Annotated in this window: 23 protein-coding genes and 1 pseudogene; 11 read left to right on the top strand and 13 right to left on the bottom strand. The window is 58.1% G+C overall.

Annotated features, from left to right (window positions below; genetic code table 11):
* Window positions 1-39: 39 nt before the first annotated feature.
* From AC27VJ_RS17965 to AC27VJ_RS17950, 4 genes are all read left to right on the top strand, one after another.
* Window positions 40-1,353 (top strand): cobyrinic acid a,c-diamide synthase CobB, encoded by a 1,314-nt coding sequence (locus AC27VJ_RS17965; RefSeq protein WP_488685240.1) that lies wholly within the window; start codon window positions 40-42, stop codon window positions 1,351-1,353.
* A gap of 104 nt (window positions 1,354-1,457) precedes the next feature.
* The gene (yghU, locus tag AC27VJ_RS17960; RefSeq protein WP_488685162.1) at window positions 1,458-2,354 is read left to right on the top strand and encodes a glutathione-dependent disulfide-bond oxidoreductase; all 897 of its coding nucleotides are present in this window, start codon (window positions 1,458-1,460) and stop codon (window positions 2,352-2,354) included.
* Window positions 2,355-2,364: 10 nt separating this feature from the next.
* Window positions 2,365-2,742: a hypothetical protein gene (locus AC27VJ_RS17955; RefSeq protein WP_113087412.1), complete on the top strand. Its 378-nt coding sequence runs from the start codon at window positions 2,365-2,367 to the stop codon at window positions 2,740-2,742.
* A gap of 94 nt (window positions 2,743-2,836) precedes the next feature.
* Window positions 2,837-4,075 (top strand): cytochrome-c peroxidase, encoded by a 1,239-nt coding sequence (locus AC27VJ_RS17950; protein ID WP_488685161.1) that lies wholly within the window; start codon window positions 2,837-2,839, stop codon window positions 4,073-4,075.
* Here AC27VJ_RS17950 and leuB read toward each other — a convergent pair.
* The 5 genes from leuB to AC27VJ_RS17925 all read right to left on the bottom strand — a co-directional run bounded on the left by leuB (window position 4,056) and on the right by AC27VJ_RS17925 (window position 10,946).
* Window positions 4,056-5,168 carry a 3-isopropylmalate dehydrogenase gene (leuB, locus tag AC27VJ_RS17945; protein WP_488685160.1) on the bottom strand — a complete coding sequence of 371 codons (1,113 nt, stop codon included), beginning with the start codon at window positions 5,166-5,168 and terminating at the stop codon, window positions 4,056-4,058. The two genes, AC27VJ_RS17950 and leuB, sit on opposite strands and share 20 nt — an antisense overlap.
* A 195-nt stretch (window positions 5,169-5,363) precedes the next feature.
* Window positions 5,364-5,969 (bottom strand): 3-isopropylmalate dehydratase small subunit, encoded by a 606-nt coding sequence (gene leuD / locus AC27VJ_RS17940; protein WP_488685159.1) that lies wholly within the window; start codon window positions 5,967-5,969, stop codon window positions 5,364-5,366.
* Between the two features lie 158 nt (window positions 5,970-6,127).
* Window positions 6,128-6,634 (bottom strand): GNAT family N-acetyltransferase, encoded by a 507-nt coding sequence (locus tag AC27VJ_RS17935; protein WP_113087416.1) that lies wholly within the window; start codon window positions 6,632-6,634, stop codon window positions 6,128-6,130.
* 236 nt (window positions 6,635-6,870) lie between these two features.
* Entirely contained in the window at window positions 6,871-8,691 is a 1,821-nt protein-coding gene (gene typA / locus AC27VJ_RS17930; RefSeq protein ID WP_488685158.1) for a translational GTPase TypA, read from the bottom strand.
* A 194-nt stretch (window positions 8,692-8,885) separates the two neighbouring features.
* Window positions 8,886-10,946: a M3 family metallopeptidase gene (locus AC27VJ_RS17925; protein WP_488685157.1), complete on the bottom strand. Its 2,061-nt coding sequence runs from the start codon at window positions 10,944-10,946 to the stop codon at window positions 8,886-8,888.
* 206 nt (window positions 10,947-11,152) lie between these two features.
* Here AC27VJ_RS17925 and AC27VJ_RS17920 point away from each other — a divergent pair, with 206 nt between their 5' ends.
* Window positions 11,153-11,623 (top strand): MarR family winged helix-turn-helix transcriptional regulator, encoded by a 471-nt coding sequence (locus AC27VJ_RS17920; RefSeq protein WP_488685156.1) that lies wholly within the window; start codon window positions 11,153-11,155, stop codon window positions 11,621-11,623.
* 17 nt (window positions 11,624-11,640) lie between these two features.
* Window positions 11,641-12,819, top strand: a complete 1,179-nt coding sequence (locus tag AC27VJ_RS17915; protein ID WP_488685239.1) for a multidrug effflux MFS transporter — start codon at window positions 11,641-11,643, stop codon at window positions 12,817-12,819.
* A gap of 46 nt (window positions 12,820-12,865) precedes the next feature.
* Here AC27VJ_RS17915 and AC27VJ_RS17910 read toward each other — a convergent pair whose 3' ends face one another.
* Entirely contained in the window at window positions 12,866-14,089 is a 1,224-nt protein-coding gene (locus tag AC27VJ_RS17910; protein ID WP_488685155.1) for an argininosuccinate synthase, read from the bottom strand.
* Window positions 14,090-14,331: 242 nt separating this feature from the next.
* Here AC27VJ_RS17910 and AC27VJ_RS17905 point away from each other — a divergent pair, with 242 nt between their 5' ends.
* The 5 genes from AC27VJ_RS17905 (at window position 14,332) to AC27VJ_RS17885 (ending at window position 17,991) form a co-directional block, all read left to right on the top strand.
* The gene (locus AC27VJ_RS17905) at window positions 14,332-15,186 is read left to right on the top strand and encodes an SDR family NAD(P)-dependent oxidoreductase (protein WP_488685154.1); all 855 of its coding nucleotides are present in this window, start codon (window positions 14,332-14,334) and stop codon (window positions 15,184-15,186) included.
* A 104-nt stretch (window positions 15,187-15,290) separates the two neighbouring features.
* Window positions 15,291-15,938: a LysE family translocator gene (locus tag AC27VJ_RS17900; protein ID WP_488685153.1), complete on the top strand. Its 648-nt coding sequence runs from the start codon at window positions 15,291-15,293 to the stop codon at window positions 15,936-15,938.
* Between the two features lie 121 nt (window positions 15,939-16,059).
* Window positions 16,060-16,599 carry a sigma-70 family RNA polymerase sigma factor gene (locus AC27VJ_RS17895; protein WP_113087422.1) on the top strand — a complete coding sequence of 180 codons (540 nt, stop codon included), beginning with the start codon at window positions 16,060-16,062 and terminating at the stop codon, window positions 16,597-16,599.
* A complete protein-coding gene (locus AC27VJ_RS17890) occupies window positions 16,596-17,318 on the top strand; it encodes an anti-sigma factor (protein ID WP_488685152.1) in 723 nt (240 codons plus the stop codon). Before AC27VJ_RS17895 ends, AC27VJ_RS17890 begins: the two co-directional genes overlap by 4 nt.
* Before the next feature lie 115 nt (window positions 17,319-17,433).
* A complete protein-coding gene (locus AC27VJ_RS17885) occupies window positions 17,434-17,991 on the top strand; it encodes a fasciclin domain-containing protein (protein WP_353579076.1) in 558 nt (185 codons plus the stop codon).
* A gap of 61 nt (window positions 17,992-18,052) precedes the next feature.
* Here the strand turns inward: AC27VJ_RS17885 and AC27VJ_RS17880 are convergent, their stop codons facing one another.
* The 7 genes and pseudogenes from AC27VJ_RS17880 to AC27VJ_RS17850 form a co-directional block, all read right to left on the bottom strand.
* Window positions 18,053-18,847, bottom strand: a complete 795-nt coding sequence (locus tag AC27VJ_RS17880) for an ABC transporter ATP-binding protein (RefSeq protein ID WP_353579075.1) — start codon at window positions 18,845-18,847, stop codon at window positions 18,053-18,055.
* Complete coding sequence (locus AC27VJ_RS17875) at window positions 18,844-19,725, bottom strand: ABC transporter permease (RefSeq protein ID WP_353579074.1); 882 nt, start codon at window positions 19,723-19,725, stop codon at window positions 18,844-18,846. Before AC27VJ_RS17875 ends, AC27VJ_RS17880 begins: the two co-directional genes overlap by 4 nt.
* A 158-nt stretch (window positions 19,726-19,883) precedes the next feature.
* A pseudogene (locus AC27VJ_RS17870) lies at window positions 19,884-20,836 on the bottom strand (ABC transporter substrate-binding protein).
* A 101-nt stretch (window positions 20,837-20,937) separates the two neighbouring features.
* A complete protein-coding gene (gene rlmN / locus AC27VJ_RS17865) occupies window positions 20,938-22,113 on the bottom strand; it encodes a dual-specificity RNA methyltransferase RlmN (protein WP_488685238.1) in 1,176 nt (391 codons plus the stop codon).
* A 266-nt stretch (window positions 22,114-22,379) separates the two neighbouring features.
* Complete coding sequence (locus tag AC27VJ_RS17860; RefSeq protein WP_113087428.1) at window positions 22,380-22,883, bottom strand: invasion associated locus B family protein; 504 nt, start codon at window positions 22,881-22,883, stop codon at window positions 22,380-22,382.
* A 280-nt stretch (window positions 22,884-23,163) separates the two neighbouring features.
* The gene (locus AC27VJ_RS17855; protein WP_113087495.1) at window positions 23,164-23,541 is read right to left on the bottom strand and encodes a YkvA family protein; all 378 of its coding nucleotides are present in this window, start codon (window positions 23,539-23,541) and stop codon (window positions 23,164-23,166) included.
* A 52-nt stretch (window positions 23,542-23,593) separates the two neighbouring features.
* Window positions 23,594-23,899 (bottom strand): 4a-hydroxytetrahydrobiopterin dehydratase, encoded by a 306-nt coding sequence (locus AC27VJ_RS17850; protein WP_113087429.1) that lies wholly within the window; start codon window positions 23,897-23,899, stop codon window positions 23,594-23,596.
* Window positions 23,900-23,923: the final 24 nt, after the last annotated feature.

The following is a 23,923-nucleotide window of genomic DNA, read 5'->3' as shown; positions in this document are numbered from 1 at the left end:
GTGCATGTCGAGACCACTTATATTGAAGCAGGGCAGGCCATGACGGCGCGGGCGATCATCATCGGTGCGCCGCGCTCCGGCTCCGGCAAGACGAGCGTGACCATCGGGCTTTTGCGCGCCTTTGCACGGCGCGGCGTGAAAGTGCGCGGCATCAAAACAGGGCCTGATTATATCGACCCCGGCTTTCATGCCTTCGCGGCAAAAACGCCGGGGCTCAATCTCGATAGCTGGGCCATGCAGCCCGATCTGCTGCGACATTTGTTTGCCCAGCAGGCTGAAGATGCGGAACTGGTGTTGATCGAAAGTGCCATGGGCCTGTTCGATGGGATCGTTGTGCCGGATAATAGAACAGGCTCTGCGGCCGATCTGGCGCGGCTGTTCGGTATTCCGGTGCTGCTGGTGCTGGATGTCTCCGGCCAGTCGCAGACAGCCGCCGCCGTCGCCCACGGCTTTGCCCATTACGATCCGGCGGTCAAAATGTCCGCTGTGGTTCTAAACCGTGCGGGCAGCGAGAGGCATCGCACGCTCTGCTCGCAGGCCATCGAAAAGATCGGTCTGCCCGTTGCGGGCTGCGTCATGCGCGATCCCTCGCTGGTGCTGCCGGAGCGGCATCTGGGGCTCGTGCAGGCCAGCGAACATCCTGAAATAGACGAGCATATCGACCGTCTGGCCGATGCCATGGAGGCGGCTATCGATCTCGATGCGCTTCTGTCCCTGGCGCAACCCGTCACGGTGCCGCACGGCTCAGCCGAGGCGGCCATTGCCCCGCCGGGCCAGCGGATCGCGCTGGCGCAGGACGGCGCCTTCACCTTCCTTTATCCGCATCTGGCCCGCCACTGGCGCGAAGCCGGGGCAGAAATCGTGCCCTTTTCGCCGCTCGCCGATGAGGCTCCGCACCCGTCATGCGATATCTGCTGGCTACCGGGTGGATATCCCGAGCTTTTTGCAGGCCAGCTCGCTGCTGCGGCTACCTTCACATCGGGTCTGGCGCGGTTTGCGGAAACCAGGCCTGTCCACGGCGAATGCGGGGGCTACATGGTGCTGGGCGCTGCCATCGAGGATGCAGATGGCGTCACCCACCAGATGACAGGGCTGCTATCGCATGCCACCAGCTTTGCCAAGCGTAAGATGAACCTTGGTTACCGGCAGGCGACTATATCGGCCGGTAGCCCCATCGGGCGCGCTGGCGATGTCCTGCGTGGCCATGAGTTCCATTATGCGCGAGTGATCGATCAAGGTCACGACGAAGCCTTTGCGCAGATTGCCGATGGCCAGGGAAAACCGCTTGGAGCATCCGGTGGCAGACGCGGGCATGTCACGGGCACGTTTTTTCACGCCATCGCCAAAGGTTGAATTTTTCTCATCTACGATGCGGTGGAGGAAATCCCTGGTGATGCCTATATTGCTTTCGAGTGCTGAACGCTGGCGCTTGATCCGTTGAACAAGGACAGATTTTCATGACCGAGAAATCCCCCGAAAATAACTTTCCCGCCGGTTACGAACCAGCCGATGTCTGGGAATGGGAAAAGGGCAATGGTGGTCAGTTCGCCAATATCAATCGCCCGATAGCCGGTCCGACCCACGACAAGGAATTGCCGGTCGGCAAGCATCCGCTACAGCTCTATTCGCTGGCGACGCCCAACGGCCAGAAGGTCGGCATCATGCTGGAAGAGCTGCTGGCCGCAGGCCATACTGGTGCCGAATATGATGCGTGGTTAATCAAGATCGGCGATGGCGACCAGTTCGGCTCCGGTTTCGTCAAGGCCAATCCAAATTCGAAAATCCCGGCGCTGGTCGATCATTCCACGCCAGAACCGACGCGCGTGTTCGAAAGCGGCGCGATCCTTCTCTATCTCGCAGAAAAATTCGGTGCCTTTCTTCCTAAAGATCACAAGGGCCGCACCGAGGCGATCAATTGGCTGTTCTGGCAGATGGCATCTGGCCCCTATCTGGGCGGCGGCTTCGGCCATTTTTACGCCTATGCGCCTATTCACATCAAATATGCCATCGACCGTTTTGCCATGGAAGCCAAGCGCCAGCTTGACGTGCTGGACCGCCATCTGGCAGAGAACCAGTATCTGGCCGGTTCGGAATATTCGATTGCGGATATCGCCGTCTGGCCATGGTATGGCAATCTGGCGCGGGGCCAGTCCTATGCGAAGGCCGATGTCTTTCTGGATGTGAAGGGCTATAAGCACCTTCAGCGCTGGGCAAACGACATTGCAGAGCGCCCTGCGGTCAAACGCGGTCGCATGGTCAACAAGGTCAATGGCGACCCGTCGGAACAGTTACACGAACGTCACGATGCGTCCGACTTCGATACGAAGACACAGGACAAAATCGGCAAAGCATAAGGAACAGACGATGGCAAAGCTGCCTGAAATGACGAAACACCGCGGCTTTCCATCCGGCATGCCGAGCACGGGCATTCAATTCACCATACGCCGCGCAAACCCGCGCGGCGTTACTCCCGTGAAATTCATTCCGCGCCGCGCGCGCGACAATTCGGCGACGCACAAGATCGATGCCGCTTTCATGCACGCGCTTTGGCACCAGTTCGGAGCCGAGCCTTTCGAGCGCGGCAATCTCGACGCTGCGCGTCTCAGCCTCTTGTTCGGTCGCGAAGTCTTGCCTGCGGACAAGGATTTCGATCCGCTGTCCTACCAGTCCATGCTCGTCATCGACGAACGTCTGGCCCGGCAGAATTTCCCGGAATCCTTCGAAAACTATTTCGAAATCTGATCTGCGGCAAAGTGGAGCGGGCGCAGAAGTTTCTGTGCTTCGCCATTTTGAAATGCTATAGAGCACGCCAGTTTCATCTATTCCGGCGTCTGCCATGCTCAGGCATTTTCTCTGCGTTATCGCTGCAGGTGCGCTTTCCTTCCTGCCCGCTGGGATAGGCACGGGTGAGGTTGCCCATGGCGGCGAGGATTATGCGACGCTGGAAAAGCTCGGCGCCGCTCTGTTTGTCGATCCCAATCTTTCCATGAACCGCACCATGTCCTGCTCCACCTGCCATATGCAGGGAGCAGGCTTTACCGATGCGCGTGAGAGCGGCACTGTGGGGCACGATGTCTCGCTGGGCGACGATGGCACGTCTCTTGGAGACCGCAACGCACCGAGCGCCGCCTATGCCAGCTTTTCACCGCCCTTCGGTAAAAACGCTGGGGGCGAGTATGTCGGCGGGCAGTTCTGGGATGGCCGCGCGTCTCTGCTGGAAGATCAGGCCGCCGGGCCGCCCCTCAACCCCATCGAGATGGGAATGCCCGACAAGGCGACTGTTGTGAAGCGCCTGAAGGAAAACGCGGATTATGCGGCAGCCTTCGGCACACAGTTCGGTGGCGACGTGTTCAAAAGCGATGACGCTGCCTTTGCCGCCATGACCAGGGCGCTCGCCGCCTTCGAGCGTTCGGATGAATTCTCCACCTTCGATTCGAAATATGACCGCTTCCTGCGCGGTGAGGAAAAGCTGACCGACCAGGAAGAACTGGGCCGCGTTCTCATGTCCTCGACGCAGTTCACCAACTGCAACACCTGCCATGAACTCAAAGGTCCAAATGGCTTGTCCAACGGACTTTTCACCAACCACAAATATTTCAACATCGGCGTCCCCGCCAATAAGACTGTCCGGGCGGCAAATGGGTCGAAGGCTGATGCGGTCGATCTTGGCTTGGCACAGAACCCCGTCGTTGCTGGCGATCCGGCCCAGCGCGGCAAGTTCAAGGTGCCGACCTTGCGCAATGTCGCCGTCACCGGTCCTTATATGCACAACGGCGTTTTCAAGGATTTGCGCACCGTCGTTCTGTTCTATGTGAAGTACAAGAGCAAGAAGCCAAGCCGTCAGATCAACCCGGAAACGCGGCAGGCCTGGGATGCGCCGGAGGTGCCGGATAATATCGCGATGACAGAGCTGACCTCAGCTCCCGCGCTGGATGACAAGCGGGTGGATGCCATCGTCGCCTTTTTGAAAACGCTGACGGACAAAAGATACGAGCACCTTTTGACCAAGGAAGGTGCCGGGCAAGAGGCGGTGCCGCCTGCCCAGCCGGCGTCCCTTACGCCGAAAGCGCCTTGAACTCTTCCAGAATTGCATCGCCCATTTCAGACGTGCTGACCTGACGGCTGCCGTCTGCCATGATGTCGCTTGTGCGAATGCCCTTGTCGAGAACGTTGGCGATGGCTGTTTCCAGCGTCGTTGCCTCGTCCACCATGTTGAACGAATAGCGCAGGCACATGGCAAAGGACGCGATCATGGCAATCGGGTTTGCGATGCCCTTGCCAGCAATGTCGGGGGCAGAGCCGTGTACGGGCTCATACATGGCCTTGCGCTTGCCTGTCTTGGCATCCGGTGCACCGAGCGAAGCGGAAGGCAGCATGCCGAGAGAACCCGTCAGCATGGCCGCAACATCCGACAACATGTCGCCGAACAGATTGTCTGTGACGATCACGTCGAACTGCTTGGGCTTGCGCACCAGTTGCATGCCACCGGCGTCAGCCAGCATATGCTCCAGCTGGACGTCCTTGTATTTCGCTGCATGGGTTTCGGTCACGACCTGGTTCCACAAAACGCCCGACTTCATGACGTTGCGCTTTTCCATGGAGCAAACGCGGTTGCCACGGGTGCGGGCCAGTTCGAAAGCAACGCTCGAAATGCGCTCGATTTCGAATGTGTCGTAGATTTGGGTATCGATGCCGCGCTTCTGGCCGTTGCCGAGATCGATGATCTGCTTCGGCTCACCGAAATAAACGCCACCAGTCAGCTCGCGAACGATGAGAATGTCGAGACCTTCGACCAGTTCGGGTTTCAGCGAAGAAGCGGCGGCCAGTGCCGGGTAGCAGATGGCAGGGCGAAGATTGGCGAAAAGCTCCAGATCCTTGCGCAGGCGCAAAAGACCGGCCTCCGGGCGCATTTCGTACGGTACTGCATCCCACTTGGGACCGCCGACCGCACCAAACAGAATGGCGTCCGCTGCCAGCGCCTTTTCCATGTCCGCATCGGAAATCGCCACGCCGTGGGCGTCATAGGCGCAACCGCCGACGAGACCTTCTTCGGTCGTAAAGCCAGCAGCCTTTTCACTGTTGAGATAATCGATCAGCTTGCGGACTTCCGCCATGGCCTCAGGGCCGATGCCGTCACCGGGCAGCAGGAAAAGCGTGCGCACTGTCATGAAAACCCTCCTTGGCCACACCGCAAAACCATCGATGGTTTCGAAACAGCGGGCGCGTCAAAAATCCTTGGCCCCGCAGCGTCACTCGTCGCAGGGTGCGGGCTTCTTAACCCCGGCCATGGCCTATTTCAAGGAAGGCAAAAGCCGATTTGGTACGGGAAGTACCAAACCGGCCTTGAATGCGTGCGAAAAGGATCAGGCCCAGGGGCGGGCGGCGGCGTTGGACTTTTCAAAGCCCTCGATGGCGCCTGCATGTTCCAGCGTCAGACCGATATCATCAAGGCCGTTCAGCATGCAGTGACGCTTGAACTCATCGAGTTCGAAGCTGATCGTGCCGCCATCCGGGCCGCTGATTTCCAGATTTTCGAGATCGACGGTCACGACGGCGTTGGAGCCACGCGATGCATCGTCCATCAGCTTTTCCAGATTTTCCGGGCTGACGACAATCGGTAAGATGCCGTTCTTGAAACAGTTATTGTAGAAGATATCGGCAAAGCTGGTGGAGATCACGCAGCGAATACCGAAGTCCAGCAACGCCCAGGGCGCATGCTCGCGTGACGAACCGCAGCCAAAATTGTCGCCAGCGACGAGGATCTGCGCGTTGCGATAGGCAGGCTTGTTCAGTACGAAATCCGGGTTATCGGAACCATCTTCCAGATAGCGCGACTCGGCAAAGAGACCTTTGCCAAGGCCCGTGCGCTTGATGGTCTTCAGGTAATCCTTCGGAATGATCATGTCCGTATCGACATTGACGACCGGCATGGGGGCGGCGACACCCGTCAGCTTGGTGAACTTATCCATCTCTCACTCCGAAATGTTACGAATGCAGCGCCATATCGCGCGCGCTTTCTGTCGCAATAGCGCAAAATCGGGAATATTTGAAGGCCAAACAGCGCGGACTCGGTACACCCCGCCAAAACACGGGTGACAGAACGCACGTTTTTCAATGAAGGATAAATTCAGTGCCAGACGAAGCCGAGCTTGCGCAATTGCGTACCGGCAAAGTCTTCCATGCCTTCCGCCACGTCTTCGCCGCCGTGAGAGCGGAAGAAGCTGTTGGCGACATCACTGTCTTCGAGGCACCAGACCACCACGCCTCTGCAGCCCAGCGACTTCAGCAGGCGGCGTGCTTCGGTAAACAGCACCGAACCAAGCCCCATGCCCTGATATTCGGGGCGCAGATAAATCTCGTAGATTTCGCCATCGTAGGGCAGACCTCGGGCGCGGTTGAGCCCGAGTGTCGTGTAACCGGCGACAACGCCCGCCACTTCCACCACCAGCATGGTGGCCGATCCGCGCGTTGCCTTGCGCCACCATTTTTCGTCGCGACGATCCAGCATTTGCCGCAGGGGCTTATGGGGAATGAGACCCGCATAGGCCTGCTGCCACGACGATCTGTGCGCATCTGAGATAGCGTGCGCATCGTCCGGCTCTGCTCGGCGAATGTCTATGGATAACGTTTTCATAACGCGATTCTGACCCCGGCGGAGAAAACTTACCAGCCATAAAGGTTAACGGCTCGAAGCTTACCCACAGCCTATTCATGTGGATGAAGGGTAAAAATTAACGCTATATTTACCATTGAGGCAAGTCGCATGCGACTCATCCCCCAAATAAAACGAGCAGAGGGTTAACGCAGCCCGAGACACAAAAAACCCGGCACGATGGCCGGGTTTTCCAAATTCACAGATGATGCCGGAAGTCAGACAGCAAGCTTTGCCTTTTCGAAGCGCTTGCGGTCGTTGGCGTCCAGATACATCTTGCGCAGACGGATCGACTTTGGCGTCACTTCCATCAGCTCATCGTCCTGAATCCAGGACAGGGCGCGGTCGAGCGTCATGCGGATCGGCGGCGTCAGCTTCACAGCTTCATCCTTGCCGGCGGCGCGGATGTTGGTGAGCTGCTTGCCCTTCAACACGTTGACTTCGAGGTCGTTGTCGCGTGTGTGAATGCCGATGATCATGCCTGCGTAAACCTTTTCGCCGGGCTCGATCATCATCGGGCCGCGATCTTCCAGGTTGAACATGGCGTAGGCAACGGCTTCACCGGAACCGTTCGACAGCAGAACGCCCTGAACGCGACCAGCGATAGCGCCCTTGAACGGCTGGTAGGAGTGGAACAGACGGTTCATGATCGCCGTGCCGCGTGTGTCGGTCAGCAGTTCGGACTGGTAGCCGATGAGGCCACGCGTTGGAGCCAGGAACTTCAGACGAACGCGGTTGCCACCGGATGGGCGAAGCTCGGTCATTTCTGCCTTGCGCTCGGACATCTTCTGAACAACGACACCCGAATGCTCTTCATCCACGTCGATGACGACTTCTTCGATGGGCTCGATGGTCTGGCCGCTCTCGTCCTTCTGCATGACAACGCGTGGACGCGAAACGGCAAGCTCGAAGCCTTCGCGACGCATGGTCTCGATCAGAACGGCAAGCTGCAATTCGCCACGGCCGGACACAAAGAACGAATCCTTGCCTTCGGCTTCTTCGATCTTCAGCGCAACGTTGCCTTCGGCTTCCTTGTACAGGCGGTCGCGGATAACGCGCGATGTAACCTTGTCACCTTCGGTGCCAGCCAGCGGAGAGTCGTTGACGATGAAGGACATCGTAACCGTTGGCGGGTCGATTGGCTGTGCTGTCATCGCTTCGTTGACGGAGGGATCACAGAACGTGTCGGCAACCGTGCCCTTGGAGAGGCCAGCGATAGCAACGATGTCGCCCGCATGGGCTTCTTCGATGGCTGTACGCTCGATACCGCGGAATGCGAGAATCTTGGAAATACGACCGGTTTCGATCAGCTTGCCGTCCTGACCCAAGACCTTGACAGGCTGGTTGGACTTCAGCGTACCGGAAGCAATACGACCTGTGATGATACGGCCAAGGAAGGGGTTGGCTTCAAGGATCGTGCCGATCAGACGGAACGGGCCTTCTTCAACCGTTGGCTCTGGAACGTGCTTGAGAACCAGATCGAGCAAAGGTGCGAGACCTTCATCCTTTGGTCCCTCAGGGTTGACGTTCATCCAGCCATCGCGACCGGAACCGTACAGGATCGGGAAGTCGAGTTGTTCGTCAGTCGCATCGAGGTTCGCGAAAAGGTCGAACACTTCGTTGATGACTTCCTCATGGCGGCCATCGGGACGGTCGATCTTGTTGATCGCAACGATAGGCTTGAGGCCAACCTTGAGCGCCTTGGAAACAACGAACTTGGTCTGCGGCATTGGGCCTTCAGAGGAGTCGACCAGAACGATCGCGCCATCCACCATCGACAGAATACGCTCGACTTCACCACCGAAGTCGGCGTGGCCGGGGGTGTCGACGATGTTGATGCGAACACCCTTCCACTCGACCGAGGTCGCCTTGGCGAGAATGGTGATGCCGCGTTCTTTTTCGAGGTCGTTCGAGTCCATGACGCGTTCAGCAACGCGCTGGTTTTCGCGGAACGAGCCGGACTGTTTCAGAAGCTCGTCAACGAGCGTCGTTTTGCCATGGTCAACGTGCGCGATAATCGCGATGTTGCGAAGTGCCATTGTTCAAGATCTCTGAGGTTGGGCGCTATCAATCGGGTGTGCGCCAATTTAGTTTGGCGGGCTCATAACCTTTTTTTTGCAAATGCGAAAGGGGGGCCCATAACATAAGCCCGTTGCGAAAACGCCGTAACAGAGTTGTGTGACAGTTTTCAGTTGCCGGAAATGAAACAAAACCGGCAGCCGATCCCGTTTGCTTACACCAGTCCGCGCTTTTCCAACATCGCATCCGGGCTCGGCATCTTGCCGCGAAATGCCTTGTAGGTCTCTTCCGCATCGACGGAGCCGCCAACGGAATAGATGTTGTCCTTCAGCTTGTGCGCCATATCCGCATTGAAGGGGTCGCCGGTTTCCTCGAAGGCTGCGAAGGCATCGGCGTCCAGGACCTCGGACCACATGTAGGAATAGTAGCCCGCCGAATAGCCATCGCCGGAAAAGACGTGCTGAAAATGCGGTGTGGCGTGGCGCATGACGATGGATTTCGGCATGTCGAGCGATGCCAGAACCTCGGCCTGCACCGCCATTGGGTCGGCAACGGCATCGCGGGTGTGGAAGGCCATGTCTACAAGGGCTGAGGAGGTGAATTCGATTGTGTTGAAACCGGCATTGAAGGTCTGTGCGGCCAGAACCTTGTCCAGCAGCGCCTTTGGCATCGGGGCGCCGGTTTCGTAGTGCAGGGCGTATTTTTCGAGGATTTCCGGCACGGTCAGCCAGTGCTCGTAAAGCTGCGACGGCAGTTCCACGAAGTCGCGCGAGACGCCTGTGCCCGATACGGATGGATAGGTCACGTTGGACAGCATGCCGTGCAGCGCGTGGCCGAATTCGTGGAACAGCGTGCGGGCATCGTCGAGAGACAGCAGGGCGGGCTTGCCCTCGGAAGGCTTGGCGAAATTGCAGACATTATAGATGATCGGCAATTCGCCCGTCGTGCCGTTCTTCAGGGGCAGCTTGTGCTGCGACTGGAACGAACTCATCCATGCGCCAGACCGCTTAGAAGGGCGGGCGAAGAAATCGGCGAGGAACACGGCAACGAGGTCGCCCTTGTCATCGCGAATTTCAAAAGTCCGCACGTCAGGGTGATAGGCGGTCACGTCCGTCAGTTCGATGGCTGTGATGCCGAACAGTCTGTGGGCCACATCGAAGCAGGCCTCGATGATTTTTTCCAGTTGCAGATAGGGCTTCAGCTCGGCTTCAGAGAAGCTGAATTTCTTTGCGCGTAGCTTTTCGGCGTAATGACGCCAGTCCCATGGCATGACGTCGTAATTTTTGCCTTCGTCGCGGATGAGGTCTGCCAGTTCAGCCTCTTCCTCGCCCGCACGAACGACGGCCTTTTCCCACACCTGGGTCAAAAGCCCGTTCACGGCCTCTGGCGTCTTCGCCATGGTATTATCCAGCTTGTAGGCGGCGAAATTGGCGTAGCCCAGAAGTTTCGCCTTTTCATCGCGCAGTTCCAGCGTGCGTTTCACCGTGTCGCGATTGTCCGTTTCGCCGCCGTTCTCACCGCGCGCAACCCATGCCTTGAATGCCTGTTCGCGCAGATCGCGGCGTTCGGAAAATGTCAGGAAGGGCTCGATGATCGAGCGCGACAGGGTCACGGCGAACTTGCCGTCTTCGCCATGCTCGCGCGCGGCACCCTGCATCGCATCGCGCAAAAAGCCGGGAATGCCCGCAAGCTCTTCGTCGGACGACAAGAGCAGTTTCCAGCTTTTTTCGTCGGCCAGAACATTCTGTCCGAATTTCGCACCCAGCCCGGCAAGCTCTTCATTGATGGCGGCAAGCCGTTCCTGATGATCCTTTGCCAGCTTCGCGCCAGAGCGCACGAAACCCTTCCAGTGGCGCTCCAAAACGCGCAGTTCTTCGCCCGTCAGGCCAAGCGTGTCGCGCTTTTCCCACAGCGTATCAACGCGCTTGAACAGCGCTTCATTCATGCTGATCTTGGAATAATGCCGCGACATTTTCGGCGCGATGTCGCGTTCCAGCGCCTGAATGTCCGGGTTGGTATGCGCACCTGCCTTGTTCCAGAACAGCGCGGATACTCGCGACAGGGCATCGCCCGCGATTTCAAGGGCAATGATGGTGTTGGCGAAGCTCGGCTCTTCGGCGCTCTCAGCAATCTCGTTGATTTCGGCATCGTGCGCGGTCAGCGCCGCATCGAAAGCGCCGGCAAAATCCTCGTCGCGGACCTGTTCAAACCGGGGCAGACCGTTTTTTCCATTCCATTCTGTCAAGGATGGGTAGAGCGTGGCAGTGAATGTCATGGTCAAGTCCTCATGCAGATGCGATTTGCAACCATATGGGCATGGCTGCGGCTGCGTTTCAATATGGTCGGATCAACAAGATGTGCGGGTCGCATGACTGCTGCACGCGCAAAACTATTTCCGAGCAAGCCCTTTGGCCACTAGCGGCAAGCCTTGCCAGCGAGATCGGAATTTTTAATAAGAGAACCTTACGAAACAGGCGCGCCATGAACACCTCACTCGAAAAAGAATCACTGGCCTTCTTGCTCAACAGCAGCGCGCGGTTTCTCAACAGCGTCTTTGAACGACGGATCGGGGAGGCGGGGCTCGGGCTGACGCCGGGGGAGGCGCGGGCACTTTTGACGGTCGCCGCCATCGATGGCAGCAAGCAGGCGGATATTGCCAGCCGCATCGGGCTCGAGCCGATGACGGTCTGCACCTATCTCGACAAGCTGGAATCGCTCGATCTGGTGGAACGACGACCGAACCCCGATGATCGCCGCTCGAAATGTATTTATCTCACACAGGCGTCATCGGACCTGCTCGTTGCCATTCGCCGTGAGGTGGACAGCCTCATCGGTCAGGCCACCGATGGTTTCGATGAGAACGATCTTTCAAAATTTCATGATCTCCTGACGATCCTGCAGAAAAACCTGCAGATCGCGGCGAGCGACAAAAGCAAGCAGACCTCGCAATGACTCAAGCCCACCCTCCGATGACGGTGCGGCGCACCGCCATTCTCGGCGCCATGCTGACCTCGCTCGGGCCGGTTTCGATGGCGATCTATACGCCCGCCATGCCGGAACTCGTCAGAGCCTTTGCGACGACCGAATCCGCTATCAAGATGAGCCTGACGCTCTATTTCGGTGGTTTCGCCGTGGCCCAACTCGTTTCCGGCGCCATGTCGGATGCTTTCGGTCGCCGTAAGGCGACCATCCTGTTTTTGCTGATCTATCTGGCAGGCGGCGCTCTTGCGGCTTTTGCGCCCAGTGTCGAGGTTCTGCTGGCGGCCCGTCTCATTCAGGGCATCGGCGCATCCGTTGGGGTCACCGTTGCCCGTGCTGTCGTGCGTGATCAGTTCAGCGGTCCGCAAGCCACTGCAATCTTGAACCTCATCGGCATCATGCTGGCGGTTGGTCCGGCGGCGGGGCCGACGATTGGCGGCCTGTCTCTGTTGGCCTTTGGCTGGCAGTCTGTCTTCGTGCTGATGCTCGCCTTCGGGCTGATATCGGTCACAGCCGTCATCTTGTGTCTGCGCGAGACGACGGTGCCGGACCCCAGCCGTCTGCGGCCATCCCGCCTGCTCAGCGCTTATGGAGAGCTTCTGGCGTCGCCGCGGTTCCTCTTGTCGGCGTTGGTGCTGGGCGGATCTGTCGGGGCGCTCTACGCGCAATCCACCATGCTGCCATTCGTCCTCATCAACGAGGTTGGTTTATCGCCAACAGCCTTCGGTGTGGGGATGCTGATGCAATCGGGCGCCTATTTTCTGGGGTCCATCGCCCTGCGTTTCATCGCCCGCAGGATTGGCGATCGTCGCTCGGCGGTGATGGGACTTTGCATGTCGGCAACAGGTGGGGTGCTGATCTTTCTCTCGGTCCACCTCATATCGCCCTCGTTCCTGTCGATCATGGGGCCGGTTGCGGTGGCAACCTTCGGGCTTGCGCTGCTGACGCCCTATATCATCACGGCGGGCATGGGCCCGTTTCCGCATATTGCCGGATCGGCATCGGCCATGATGGGTTTTATCCAGATGAGTGCGGGTTTTCTGGCGGGCGTCGCCGCGTCGCTGCTCGGCTCGCCGCTCATGAGTTTCGGCACGATCATTCCCTTGATGGAACTGAGCGCGGTGGCGAGTTACATCGGCTTCGTCATTCTGTCGCGCCGGCAGACATGAAAAAGCCCCGGAGGTCCGGGGCTTTCAGGATCGGTTTCGGCAAGGCTTACTTGCTCAGATTGCGCTTGGCGAGTGTGCGCAGGCGCAGCGCATTGAGCTTGATGAAGCCCGCTGCATCCTTCTGGTCGTAGGCGCCCTGGTCGTCCTCAAAGGTCACCAGCTTGTCGGAATAGAGCGACTTGGCCGATTCGCGACCGGTGACCATGACGTTGCCCTTGTAGAGCTTCAGCGTTACTTCGCCTTCCACATGCTCCTGGCTCTTGTCGATCAGCGCCTGCAACATTTCGCGCTCCGGCGAGAACCAGAAGCCGTAGTAGATCAGCTCCGCATAGCGCGGCATGATCTCGTCCTTGAGGTGGGCTGCACCCCGGTCGAGCGTGATGCTCTCGATGGCGCGGTGAGCGGCCAGGAGAATGGTGCCACCCGGCGTTTCGTAAACGCCACGGCTCTTCATGCCGACATAGCGGTTCTCGACCAGATCGAGACGGCCGATGCCGTTGTCGCGGCCGTAATCGTTGAGCGCTGCCAGAAGGGTTGCAGGCGACATTTCGACGCCGTTGATGGAGCAGGCGTCACCGTTGCGGAAACCGACCTTGATGGTGGTTGCCTTGTCAGGTGCTGCTTCCGGCGAAATCGTGCGCATATGCACGTATTCGGGGGCCTCGACCGCCGGGTCTTCCAGAACCTTGCCCTCGGAAGAGGAGTGCAGAAGGTTGGCGTCGACGGAGAACGGCGCTTCGCCCTTCTTGTCCTTGGCAACCGGGATCTGGTGCTGTTCGGCGAAGTTCAAAAGATCGGTACGGCTCTTGAACGTCCAGTCACGCCATGGCGCGATGATCTTGATGTCGGGGTTGAGTGCATAGGCCGAAAGCTCGAAACGAACCTGGTCGTTGCCCTTGCCGGTCGCGCCATGCGCAATCGCGTCAGCGCCGGTCTTCTTGGCAATGTCGATCAGGTGCTTGGAAATCAGTGGGCGGGCAATCGAGGTGCCGAGCAGATAGACGCCTTCATAGACGGCATTGGCGCGGAACATCGGGAAGACGAAATCGCGCACGAATTCCTCGCGCACATCCTCGACGAAGATTTCCTTGATGCCCAGCATCTCGGCCTTCTTGCGTGCGGGTTCCAGCTCTTCGCCCTGTCCGAGGTCGGCGGTGAAGGTCACCACCTCCGCATTCAGTTCGGTCTGAAGCCATTTGAGGATAATGGAAGTATCGAGCCCGCCGGAATAGGCGAGAACGACTTTCTTTACGTCTTTCGGGAGTGCCATCAGTGAAATCCATTTGCGTGCCGGCGACATTTGGATATCGCCATTTCCTTGGGATTTCGGCACTTTTAGCGAGTTTATCGGCGGGTGCAACAAAAATGCAAAGCAAGGCGCGGATGGAACGCATTCATCGTCATGTGACTTTGAGGGATAAAAATACTAAACTTCCACCGCGTCAGTAGAGCGCATGGTTCCATGGGACGTCACTGCCGGAGATTTGAAGCGGCAGCGAAAAGGAGAAACCAATGACGATACTTCACAACGCATTCACGAAGGACAATGTTGCCGTCATCACCGGCGCAGCATCCGGCATCGGCCTTGCCGCTGCGCGTAAATTCGCCAGCTTCGGCATGAGCGTCGTGCTGGTCGACCTCGATGGCGAGAAACTGGCTTCGGCACAAAGCGAGATTGCCGCACTGGCGGAAAACGGCAATGAGCAGATCGTTTCCATTCCAACAGATGTTTCGAAACTCGATGAGCTGGAAGCTCTGGAGCGCGCGGTCATTCAGCGTTTCGGGCGTGTCCATGTGTTGATGAACAATGCCGGTGTGCAGCCCGGCAGCGCCATTTTCGGGCCGCAGGCCAACTGGGAAAAGGTTTTCGGCGTCAATCTGATGGGTGTCGTCAATGGCAGCCGCGTTTTCGGCTCCGGCATGCTGGCCCATGGCGAACCGGGCCTTATCATCAACACCGGCTCCAAGCAGGGCATCACTACGCCGCCGGGCGATCCGGCCTATAATGTGTCCAAGGCAGGCGTCAAAGCCTTTACCGAAGCTTTGGAATATGAGTTGAGAAATGCCTCGACTGGCAATATCTCCGCCCATCTTCTCATCCCCGGCTTCGTCTTTACCGGGCTGACCGCCAATGGCCGGACGGAAAAGCCATCGGGTGCCTGGACACCGGAACAGACGGTGGATTTCATGGTCGAGAGCATCGGCAAGGGTGATTTCTACATTCTGTGCCCGGATGGCGAAGTGGACCGCAAGACGGATGAAAAACGCATCCTCTGGGCGGCAAATGATATCGTTGAAAATCGCCCGCCATTGTCGCGCTGGCATGAGGATTACAGCAACGACTTCAAATCCTTCCTGAACAGCTGATATGCCTGCCGCGCCCTCGGGCGCGGCATTCTTTCGTCTGGCTTGGCAGGCTCTGGAAACCGCGTTATGAACATGCATCAAACCCTTGCGAGTGTGGTGCCGCCGTGGATTTTCTACCCAGTCTGCCGACCCTGATTGCCTTTACCATTGCCATTCTGCTGCTGTCGGTCACACCCGGCCCGGATATGACGCTGTGGATCAGCCGTTCCGTGCGGGAAGGGCGCGCGTCCGGTTTCATGACGCTGGTCGGCACCAATCTCGGTATCACCGTCCACACGATGCTCGTTGCCTTCGGCGTGGCAGCCTTGATCGTTGCCTCGCCCACGGCCTTTCTCGTTTTAAAAACCGGTGGTGCGGCCTATCTCGTATGGCTGGCCATTCAGGCCATTCGCAAGGGCTCGGATTTCGTTATGGAACGGCCGACGGAGCAGAAGGCGAAGGCGTCCAAGAAGTCGGCATTGCTCAACGGCCTCTGGGTCAATCTGCTGAATCCGAAGGTCATCATCTTCTTCATGACATTCCTGCCGCAATTCGTCAGCGCATCCGACCCGCATGTCACGGGCAAACTGATTTTCCTCGGGCTCTGGTCGATCATCGTTGCAGTGCCGATCGGTATCGGCATCGTGGTGGCGGCAGATGGGCTGTCTGGCTGGCTGCAGCGCAATCGCAAGGTTTTGCGTGGTCTCGATTATACCATCGCAGGCGTCTTCTCGCTGTTTGCCGTGAAGATTTTTCTGACCACTGCCAAATAGTTGGCTAGCAGAGCTGGCTGTCCGTCATGGGAGTTGATGTGACACGCGGCGCTTGTCTTTTCGGCAAGACCCTGCCAGCTTGCAGACTATTCGGGAACTGGCCTTCGGGCGGGATGGAGCGATGCGGCAAGACGATCTGAGCACGCTGATTGGCCTCGTTGCCCTGTCAGACCGAAATGCGTTCGCCTCGCTCTATACATCCACGAGCCCGAAACTTTTTTCCATCTGTCTCCGTATACTCAAAGACCGTACAGACGCTGACGAAGCCTTGCAGGAAGTCTATGTCAAAATCTGGCAGCGGGCACGGCTGTTTTCCGCCGCCTCCGGCACTGCCGACGTGTGGTTGGCCGCCATTGCCCGTAACCAGTCGATAGACATCATCCGCGCCCGCAAGCCGATTGCCAGCGAGTTGAGCGATGTTCCCGATCTGGTCGATACCGCACCGGACCCGGAGCAAGCGACGCTACAGAAGGATACAGGCCGCAGCATAGAGCGCTGTCTGGACGAGCTGGAGGAGAGCAGGGCGAAAGCCGTGCGGCAGGCCTATGTGGAGGGCATGAGCTATCAGGAACTGGCGCAAGTTTACGCGGTTCCGTTGAATACGATGCGAACATGGTTGAGGCGCAGCCTCATCAAGCTGAAAGAGTGCATGGAGCGATGAAAGAACCGGCTGACAGCAATATTCCAAAGGACGACGTGATCGCCGCCGAATATGTGCTTGGCGTGTTGTCTGCGGACGACCGGCGGCTGGTGGAAAAGCGTATCCGCACCGAAGAGGTTTTTGCGCAGCGCGTGTACCAATGGGAAGCGCATTTTTCCGGTCTCAACGAAGAATATGAGCCTGTAGCGCCCGCTAGCACAACCTATAAGGCAGTAGAAGCGCGTCTGTTTCATGCAGACGCGAAGGCCAAGCCTGGCTTCCTGCCCTCGCTATGGGGCTCTCTGGCCTTCTGGCGTGGCCTCAGCGCCTTGACCACCGCATGTGCAGTTATCGCGGCAATCTCTTTCGTGTTGCTGCCCTCATCCCCGCAACAGCCACTTCAAATCTCCTATACGGCGCAGCTGTCGTCACCCAATGCGCCCATGGCCTTGATGGTATCCTATGATGCAGGCTCCGGGCGCATGGCACTTACGCCGGTGGCGGCGGGTGACAAATCGCAAAATTCGCTGCAGCTCTGGCTCGTCAAGGCAGATGGCACGCCTTACTCGCTCGGTCTCGTTGATCCGAACAAAAACGCGGAAATGACCATTCCACCTGACATGCGGGACCAGCTGCGCGATGGCATTACGCTCGCCGTCAGCGTGGAGCCTTATGGCGGTTCGCCCACCGGCAAGCCCACCGGCCCGGTCATTGCCAGCGGCACGACACGGCAGCTTTAAAAAAAGATTCGCCTGGCTGAAACTTCCTCTGATCCCGCTCCGTAGCTTCTCATGTACCGGATACGTCACCTGCACCAACGCAGGGACGATTGGCGGAACCAGAGGAGAAAACGCCATGATGAAATCCAGCCTGCGCATGATCGCGCTTGCCGCAGCCGTTTCCACCGTCGCATTCGCAGCCCAAGCCAAGAACCCGATGGTTGGCGGCGCCGCGATGTACGAGAACAAGAACATCGTTGAGAATGCGATGAATTCGAAGGATCACACCACCCTCGTTGCTGCCGTCAAGGCTGCCGGTCTGGTTGAAACACTGGAAGGCAAGGGCCCGTTCACGGTTTTCGCGCCGACCAATGAAGCCTTCGCCGCTCTGCCAAAGGGCACGGTCGAGACGCTGCTGAAGCCGGAAAACAAGGCCAAGCTCACCAAGATTCTCACCTGCCATGTCGTTGCGGCAGATGCGATGTCCAGCACCATCGAAAAAATGATCAAAGACGATAACGGCACCCATGATGTGAAAACCGTTGGCGGTTGCATCCTGAAGGCCAAATACGACATGAAAAAAATCACGCTGACCGACGAAAACGGCAATGTCGCCCATGTGACGATTGCCGACGTCAAGCAGTCGAATGGCGTCATTCACGTCATCGACAAGGTCTTGCTGCCGAAGATGTAATTTCGGCGCGAAGAAACGCCGTGCGCTCCCCCAGGCGCACGGCGTTTTTCTTTTTTGTATTTTACCCGATCAGCAGTTCATCATCATCGATGGATTGTCCGCGTATCTTGCGGAACATCTCGATCAGGTCTTCCACCTGCAAGCCCTTGCGGCTTTCGCCTGATACGTCGAGCACGATTTCGCCCGCATGCAGCATGATGGTGCGGTCGCCATAATCCAGCGCCTGACGCATGGAATGCGTCACCATCAGCGTCGTCAGCTTGCGCTCTGCCACCACCTTCTGGGTCAATTGCATCACGAATTCCGCCATGCCGGGGTCGAGTGCTGCCGTGTGCTCATCCAGCAGCAGAACGTCGGAACCAGCCAGCGTTGCCATGACCAGCGATACGGCCTGACGCTGACCGCCCGAAAGCAGGTCCATACGGTCCTTCAGGCGATTTTCCAGCCCCAGATTGAGGGACGCGATCCGCTCCTGAAAGAACGCGCGTCGTCCGCCGCCGAGTGCTGGCAGCAATCCGCGTGTCTTGCCGCGTGCTGCCGCAAGCGCGAGATTTTCTTCGATGGTCAGCGCGCCGCAACTTCCCGCCAGCGGGTCCTGAAACACGCGCGCCACCTGGCCTGCGCGGTTGGCCGTCGGCTTGCGGGTCACGTCCACGCCACCGATGGTCACTTTACCGGCGGTTGGCAGAACATCGCCCGCCAGCACGCCCAGCAGGGTGGATTTTCCAGCGCCGTTGGAGCCGATGACAGTGACGAAGGAGCCGTCTTCAATGGTGAGATCGATCTTGGCCAGTGCCTGCTTTTGCAGCGGCGTGCCGCGTCCGAAGACGACCTGAATGTCGGAAAGCGAAATCATGATGTTGCTCCCCCACGGCGCAGGCGCGGCAATATCAGCGCAACCGCAACCAGCACGGCGGTCACGAAATTGAGGTCGGAGGCCTTGAGGCCAAGCGCATCGCTGGAAAGCGCCAGCTGGATCGCCAGGCGATAGGCGATGGAGCCTAAAACACAGCCGATCAGCGCAATCAGAATGCCGCGCGATCCGAATAGCGTTTCACCGATGATGACGGCCGCCAGACCGACGACAATGGTGCCTACACCCGACGTCACATCGGCAAAGCCGTTGGTTTGTGCAAACAGGGCTCCGCCCAGCGCCACCAGCGCGTTGGACAGAGCCATGCCGAGATAAATCTGGTTACCGGTCTTCACCCCTTGAGCCCGCGCCATCCGGGCATTCGCACCGGTGGCGCGCATGGCGAGGCCCGCATCGCTTTCCAGAAAGCGCCAGACGAGGATGACGGCGATGACCACCAGCACACCAACGAAAAGCGGTCGCAGCAGATATTCGGCAATGCCGAGACCGTAGAAGGGTTCGATCACCGTTTCCTGATTGAGCAGCGCGACATTCGGCTTTCCCATCACCCGCAGGTTCACGGAAAACAGCGCGATCATGGTTAGGATCGAGGCCAGAAGATTGAGGATTTTGAAGCGGACGTTCAAGACCGCCGTCACCATACCGGCTGCCGCACCGGCAACCATGGCAATAGCCGTTGCCAGCCAAGGGTTGAACCCCGCAACAATCAGCACCGCCGCCACGGCAGCGCCCAGCGGAAACGACCCATCGACGGTGAGATCGGGAAAGTCGAGCACGCGAAATGCGAGATAAACGCCGATAGCGACAAAGGCAAAAACCAGCCCCAGTTCAACGGCGCCCCAGAAGGCGATTTGGCTCACGGTAGAATTCCTTGGTTTGCGACCAACCACTCTTTCGTCATGCCCGGCCCCCAGATCAAGTCCGAGGATGTCCCGCGCATCTGCGGCCGTCCAGTTTCCGTTGAACGGGGGTAGATCCTCGGGACGAGCCCGAGGATGACGAGAGGGTAGGTGGTCTTTTAGTCGATAATCTTCGTCGCGCGCTTCGTCACGCTCTCGGGAAACGTGATGCCAGCCTTTTCAGCAGCCTTCTTGTTCAAGACGAGATCGGTGCCGACAGCGACGGTTGCCGGAATATCGCCAGGCTTCTCACCTTTCAGGATGCGAACGACGACCGCACCCGTCTGCTTGCCCACGTCGAAATAGTTGAAGCCCAGCGCAGCGACTGCACCACGGGCAACGGAATCCGTATCAGCGGCAAACAGCGGAATCTTGGCTTCGGAGGCGACGCCAGCGGCGGCTTCGAAGGCGGAAACGATGGTGTTGTCGGTCGGGACGTAGATCACGTCAGCCTTGCCCACCAGCGCGCGCGTCGCGCCCTGTACTTCGGCAGACTTGGTCGCGACCGATTCCACGACCTTCAAACCGGCCTTTTCGGCTTCGGTTTTCAGAAGCTCCAGCGTCGAAACGGAGTTGGCTTCGGCGGAATTGTAGATGTAGCCCACGGTCTTGGCGTTGGGAGCGATTTCCTTGATCAGCGCCAGATGCTCATTGACCGGCAGCGCATCGGAAAGACCGGTGACGTTGCGGCCCGGCTTTTCCATGGATTTGATCAGCTGCGCGCCGACCGGATCGGATACGGCGGTGAAGACAACCGGGATGTCGCGGGTGGCACCGACGACAGCCTGTGCGGATGGGGTCGAAATCGGAACGATCACGGTTGGTGCATCGCCGACGAACTGGCGAGCGATCTGCGCTGCCGTGCCGGGATTGCCCTGCGCCGACTGGTAGACGAATTTCAGGTTTTCGCCTTCCTTGTAGCCAGCTTCGGCAAGGCTGCTTTCACGCCATCACGCGCGGCATCCAGTGCGGGATGTTCGACGATTGCGGTAACGGCAACGGTGACGTCTTCTGCTTTTGCAGGCAGGGCAAAGGCCGTTGCAGCGGCGAGCGCCAGAACGAGTGCGCGCATAGGATATTCCTCCGGTTGTTTCGCTTGTCGTTGCCCTCTTTAAGAAAGGGTTAAAACGAAATCAATCGCGCAAGCCTGAACTCACCTATCAATTCTTGTTCTTATTCGTCATCCGCGCCGTGATTGGCGATCATCATGGCCTCGAATGCCATGCGTTCGGTCTTGCGCATGCGCTCGGATTCCGACTTCAACTGACCGCAGGCCGCCAGAATATCGCGCCCGCGTGGTGTGCGGATCGGCGAAGCGTAACCGGCCTGATTGATGAAATCGGCGAATTTCTCGATCTGCGCCCAGTCCGAGCACTGGTAGTTCGTGCCGGGCCATGGGTTGAAGGGGATAAGATTGATCTTCGCTGGAACACCTTTCAGAAGCTGCGTCAGCATCTTGGCGTCTTCCAGACTGTCATTGACGTCCTTGAGCATCACATATTCAAAGGTGATACGGCGGGCATTCGACAGGCCGGGATAGTTGCGGCAGGCCTCGATCAGCTCTTTCAGCGGATATTTCTTGTTGATCGGCACCAGCATGTCGCGCAGATCATCGCGCACCGCGTGCAGGGAGATCGCCAGCATCACGCCAATTTCATCGCCGGTGCGGAAGATTTCCGGCACCACGCCCGAGGTCGATAGCGTCACACGGCGCTTGGAAAGCGACAGGCCATCACCATCGGTCGCGATCAACAGCGCGGTTTTGACATGCTCGAAATTGTAAAGCGGCTCACCCATGCCCATCATCACGATGTTGGACACCTTGCGTCCCTCGGCTGGCATGATCGTGCCCTGCGGTGCTTCGCGGTCGGGGAAATCGCCCAGACGGTCACGCGCGAGAAGAAGCTGCGCCAGAATTTCTTCCGCCGTCAGGTTGCGCACCAGACGCTGGGTGCCGGTGTGACAGAAGGAGCAGGTCAGCGAACAGCCGACCTGGCTGGAAATGCAAAGGGTGCCGCGACCTTCTTCCGGAATATAAACGGTTTCGATTTCGACCGGACGGCCAGCACCGCGCGGCGGAAAACGCATCAGCCATTTGCGGGTGCCGTCATTGGAGACCTGCTCTTCAACGATTTCAGGGCGCGCAATGGTGAACTTTGCCTTCAGCGTTTCGCGCAGATCCTTGGCGACATTGGTCATATGATCGAAATCGGAGACGCCGCGCACATAGAGCCAGTTCCACAACTGGCTGACGCGCATCTTGACCTGCTTTTGCGGCACGCCTGCATCCAGCAACGCATCCGCCATGTCCTCACGCGTCAGGCCGATCAGCGACGGCTTGCCGGACATGAGATCGCTATTAGCGATCAGGGGGCTTTTGATCGCAAGACCTGCGGTGGCTTCCAGTACGGACATCGTCCCTATCCCATCATCCCATACAGCGTTGCACTACCCTCTAGAGAAAGGCTGAAACCGTCTGCATGTCGAGAAAAATCAAGAGTGACGCGCTTGTCGCGCAGGCACTCGTCAGTGTTGGCGGGCCTTTAGCACCAAAATAGCGAAAACGCAAATGGCCGGTCAGAGACCGGCCATTCCAAAACGATATTCCGTTGCGCTTATTTGCAGGTTTCGATCTGCTTGAAGGCAGCCGAAATGCCAGAAAGCGAATAGGAATAGGATGTCGCGGTGCCGCGGGCAGATGTCGCCTTGACCGTCATGGACTTGCCGCCCTTCATGGCTGCAACCAGTGCCGGCTCTTCAGCGGCATTTTCTACCCAGGCGGCCTTGTCCTTGGTGAACATCACGAAGTTCTTGTTGTCGATGGTCACATTGACCTTCGAACCCTCTTTCAGCGCATAACCCACCATTGCCTGTGGCTCGTAGGAAATATTCTGGCCAGGGCGCTGCGAAACGATGAAGAAGATATCACCGTGGTCGACGCTGGCCGGTTCCTTTGCCGTGGGAATGGAAAGAACATAGCAAACGGTGCTTTTACCCGATTTGTACGAATAGGCACCCCATGCGTTGAACTGCTGGATGCGCGTGGGCGACTGTGCAGAGGCTACATTGATGCTGGCCAGCAAAATGGCGACTGCGGTTGCTACACTTCTTACAAACATTGAATTTCCTGCCGGGTTTATTGTCTTCCAGTTGGCCGAACGGCTGCGCCGGGCCGATGCTAGGTGAAGTCCGTCATCCTGATATTGGCTAAAGATCGGTTACCAAACCGTCAACGCCAATGCTAAAAGTCGAGATTTGCATTGGCCTGTAACAGATCGGTGACTCCTAGCGCCAGCGAAGCAAACACCAGTTGTGTCTGCGTCATCAGCAATGACACAAGAATTCAGGCAAGAATTTGTCAGCATTTGGCGCGGTTTCACACACGCCATCACAGAGCCGTTACTCTTTCTTCAAAGCATCTATCGCCGCATCGGCCGCTTCGTAGTGTTCCATTTTGATATGGGCGCGGATCATGGCAAGCGCTGCCGTCAAAACGGCAATGTCATCGGTAAAACCAACCACGGCGAAGATGTCGGGTACTGCATCGAAAGGAAGGATGAAATATCCGAGTGCCGCCAGAAGAATACCCTTGGCGCGGAACGGCGTGTCGCGGTCCATGGCGCAGTAGTAAGCGGCAGCCGCATCGCGCGCGAAAGGCACTTTGCTGATCACCCGCTTCATCTTCGGCCAGAATTTGGCACGCACCTGCTGTTCGCGCTCTTCCTGATGGTCGGGCTCTCCCGGCAGCAGGATTTCACCAATCTTCACGTCATCCATGGTTGTGTGTCCTTTGGTCATGGACATTTATATAGGGCAGGACGTAGCCCGTTCAATCATGTCTGCCCGCCGCTGCCTTCTGCATGGCAGTAGCCAGAAGGAAGTCCCGTTCGGTGACGCCCTGGGAATCATGCGTCGTAAGGCACACCTTGACCCGGGAATAGACATTCGACCATTCGGGATGGTGGTTCAGCTTTTCCGCCACCAGCGCGCATTGCGCCATGAAGCCGAAGGCCTCGGCGAAGTTTGCGAATTTGAACGCCTTGACGATGGCAAGCCCATCTTCGCGCAAAGACCATCCCTCCAGCTTGGCAAGCTCAGCATCGATGGCGTCTCTGTCGAGTTTGGGGTAATTCATGGGCGTCACCTCTTTCTGGCTATG

It is taken from the genome of Agrobacterium sp. 20P9.1.2, from assembly GCF_057799395.1.
The sequence above is the reverse complement of the archived record's forward strand: the minus strand, read 5'-3'. Positions and strand labels throughout refer to the sequence as shown.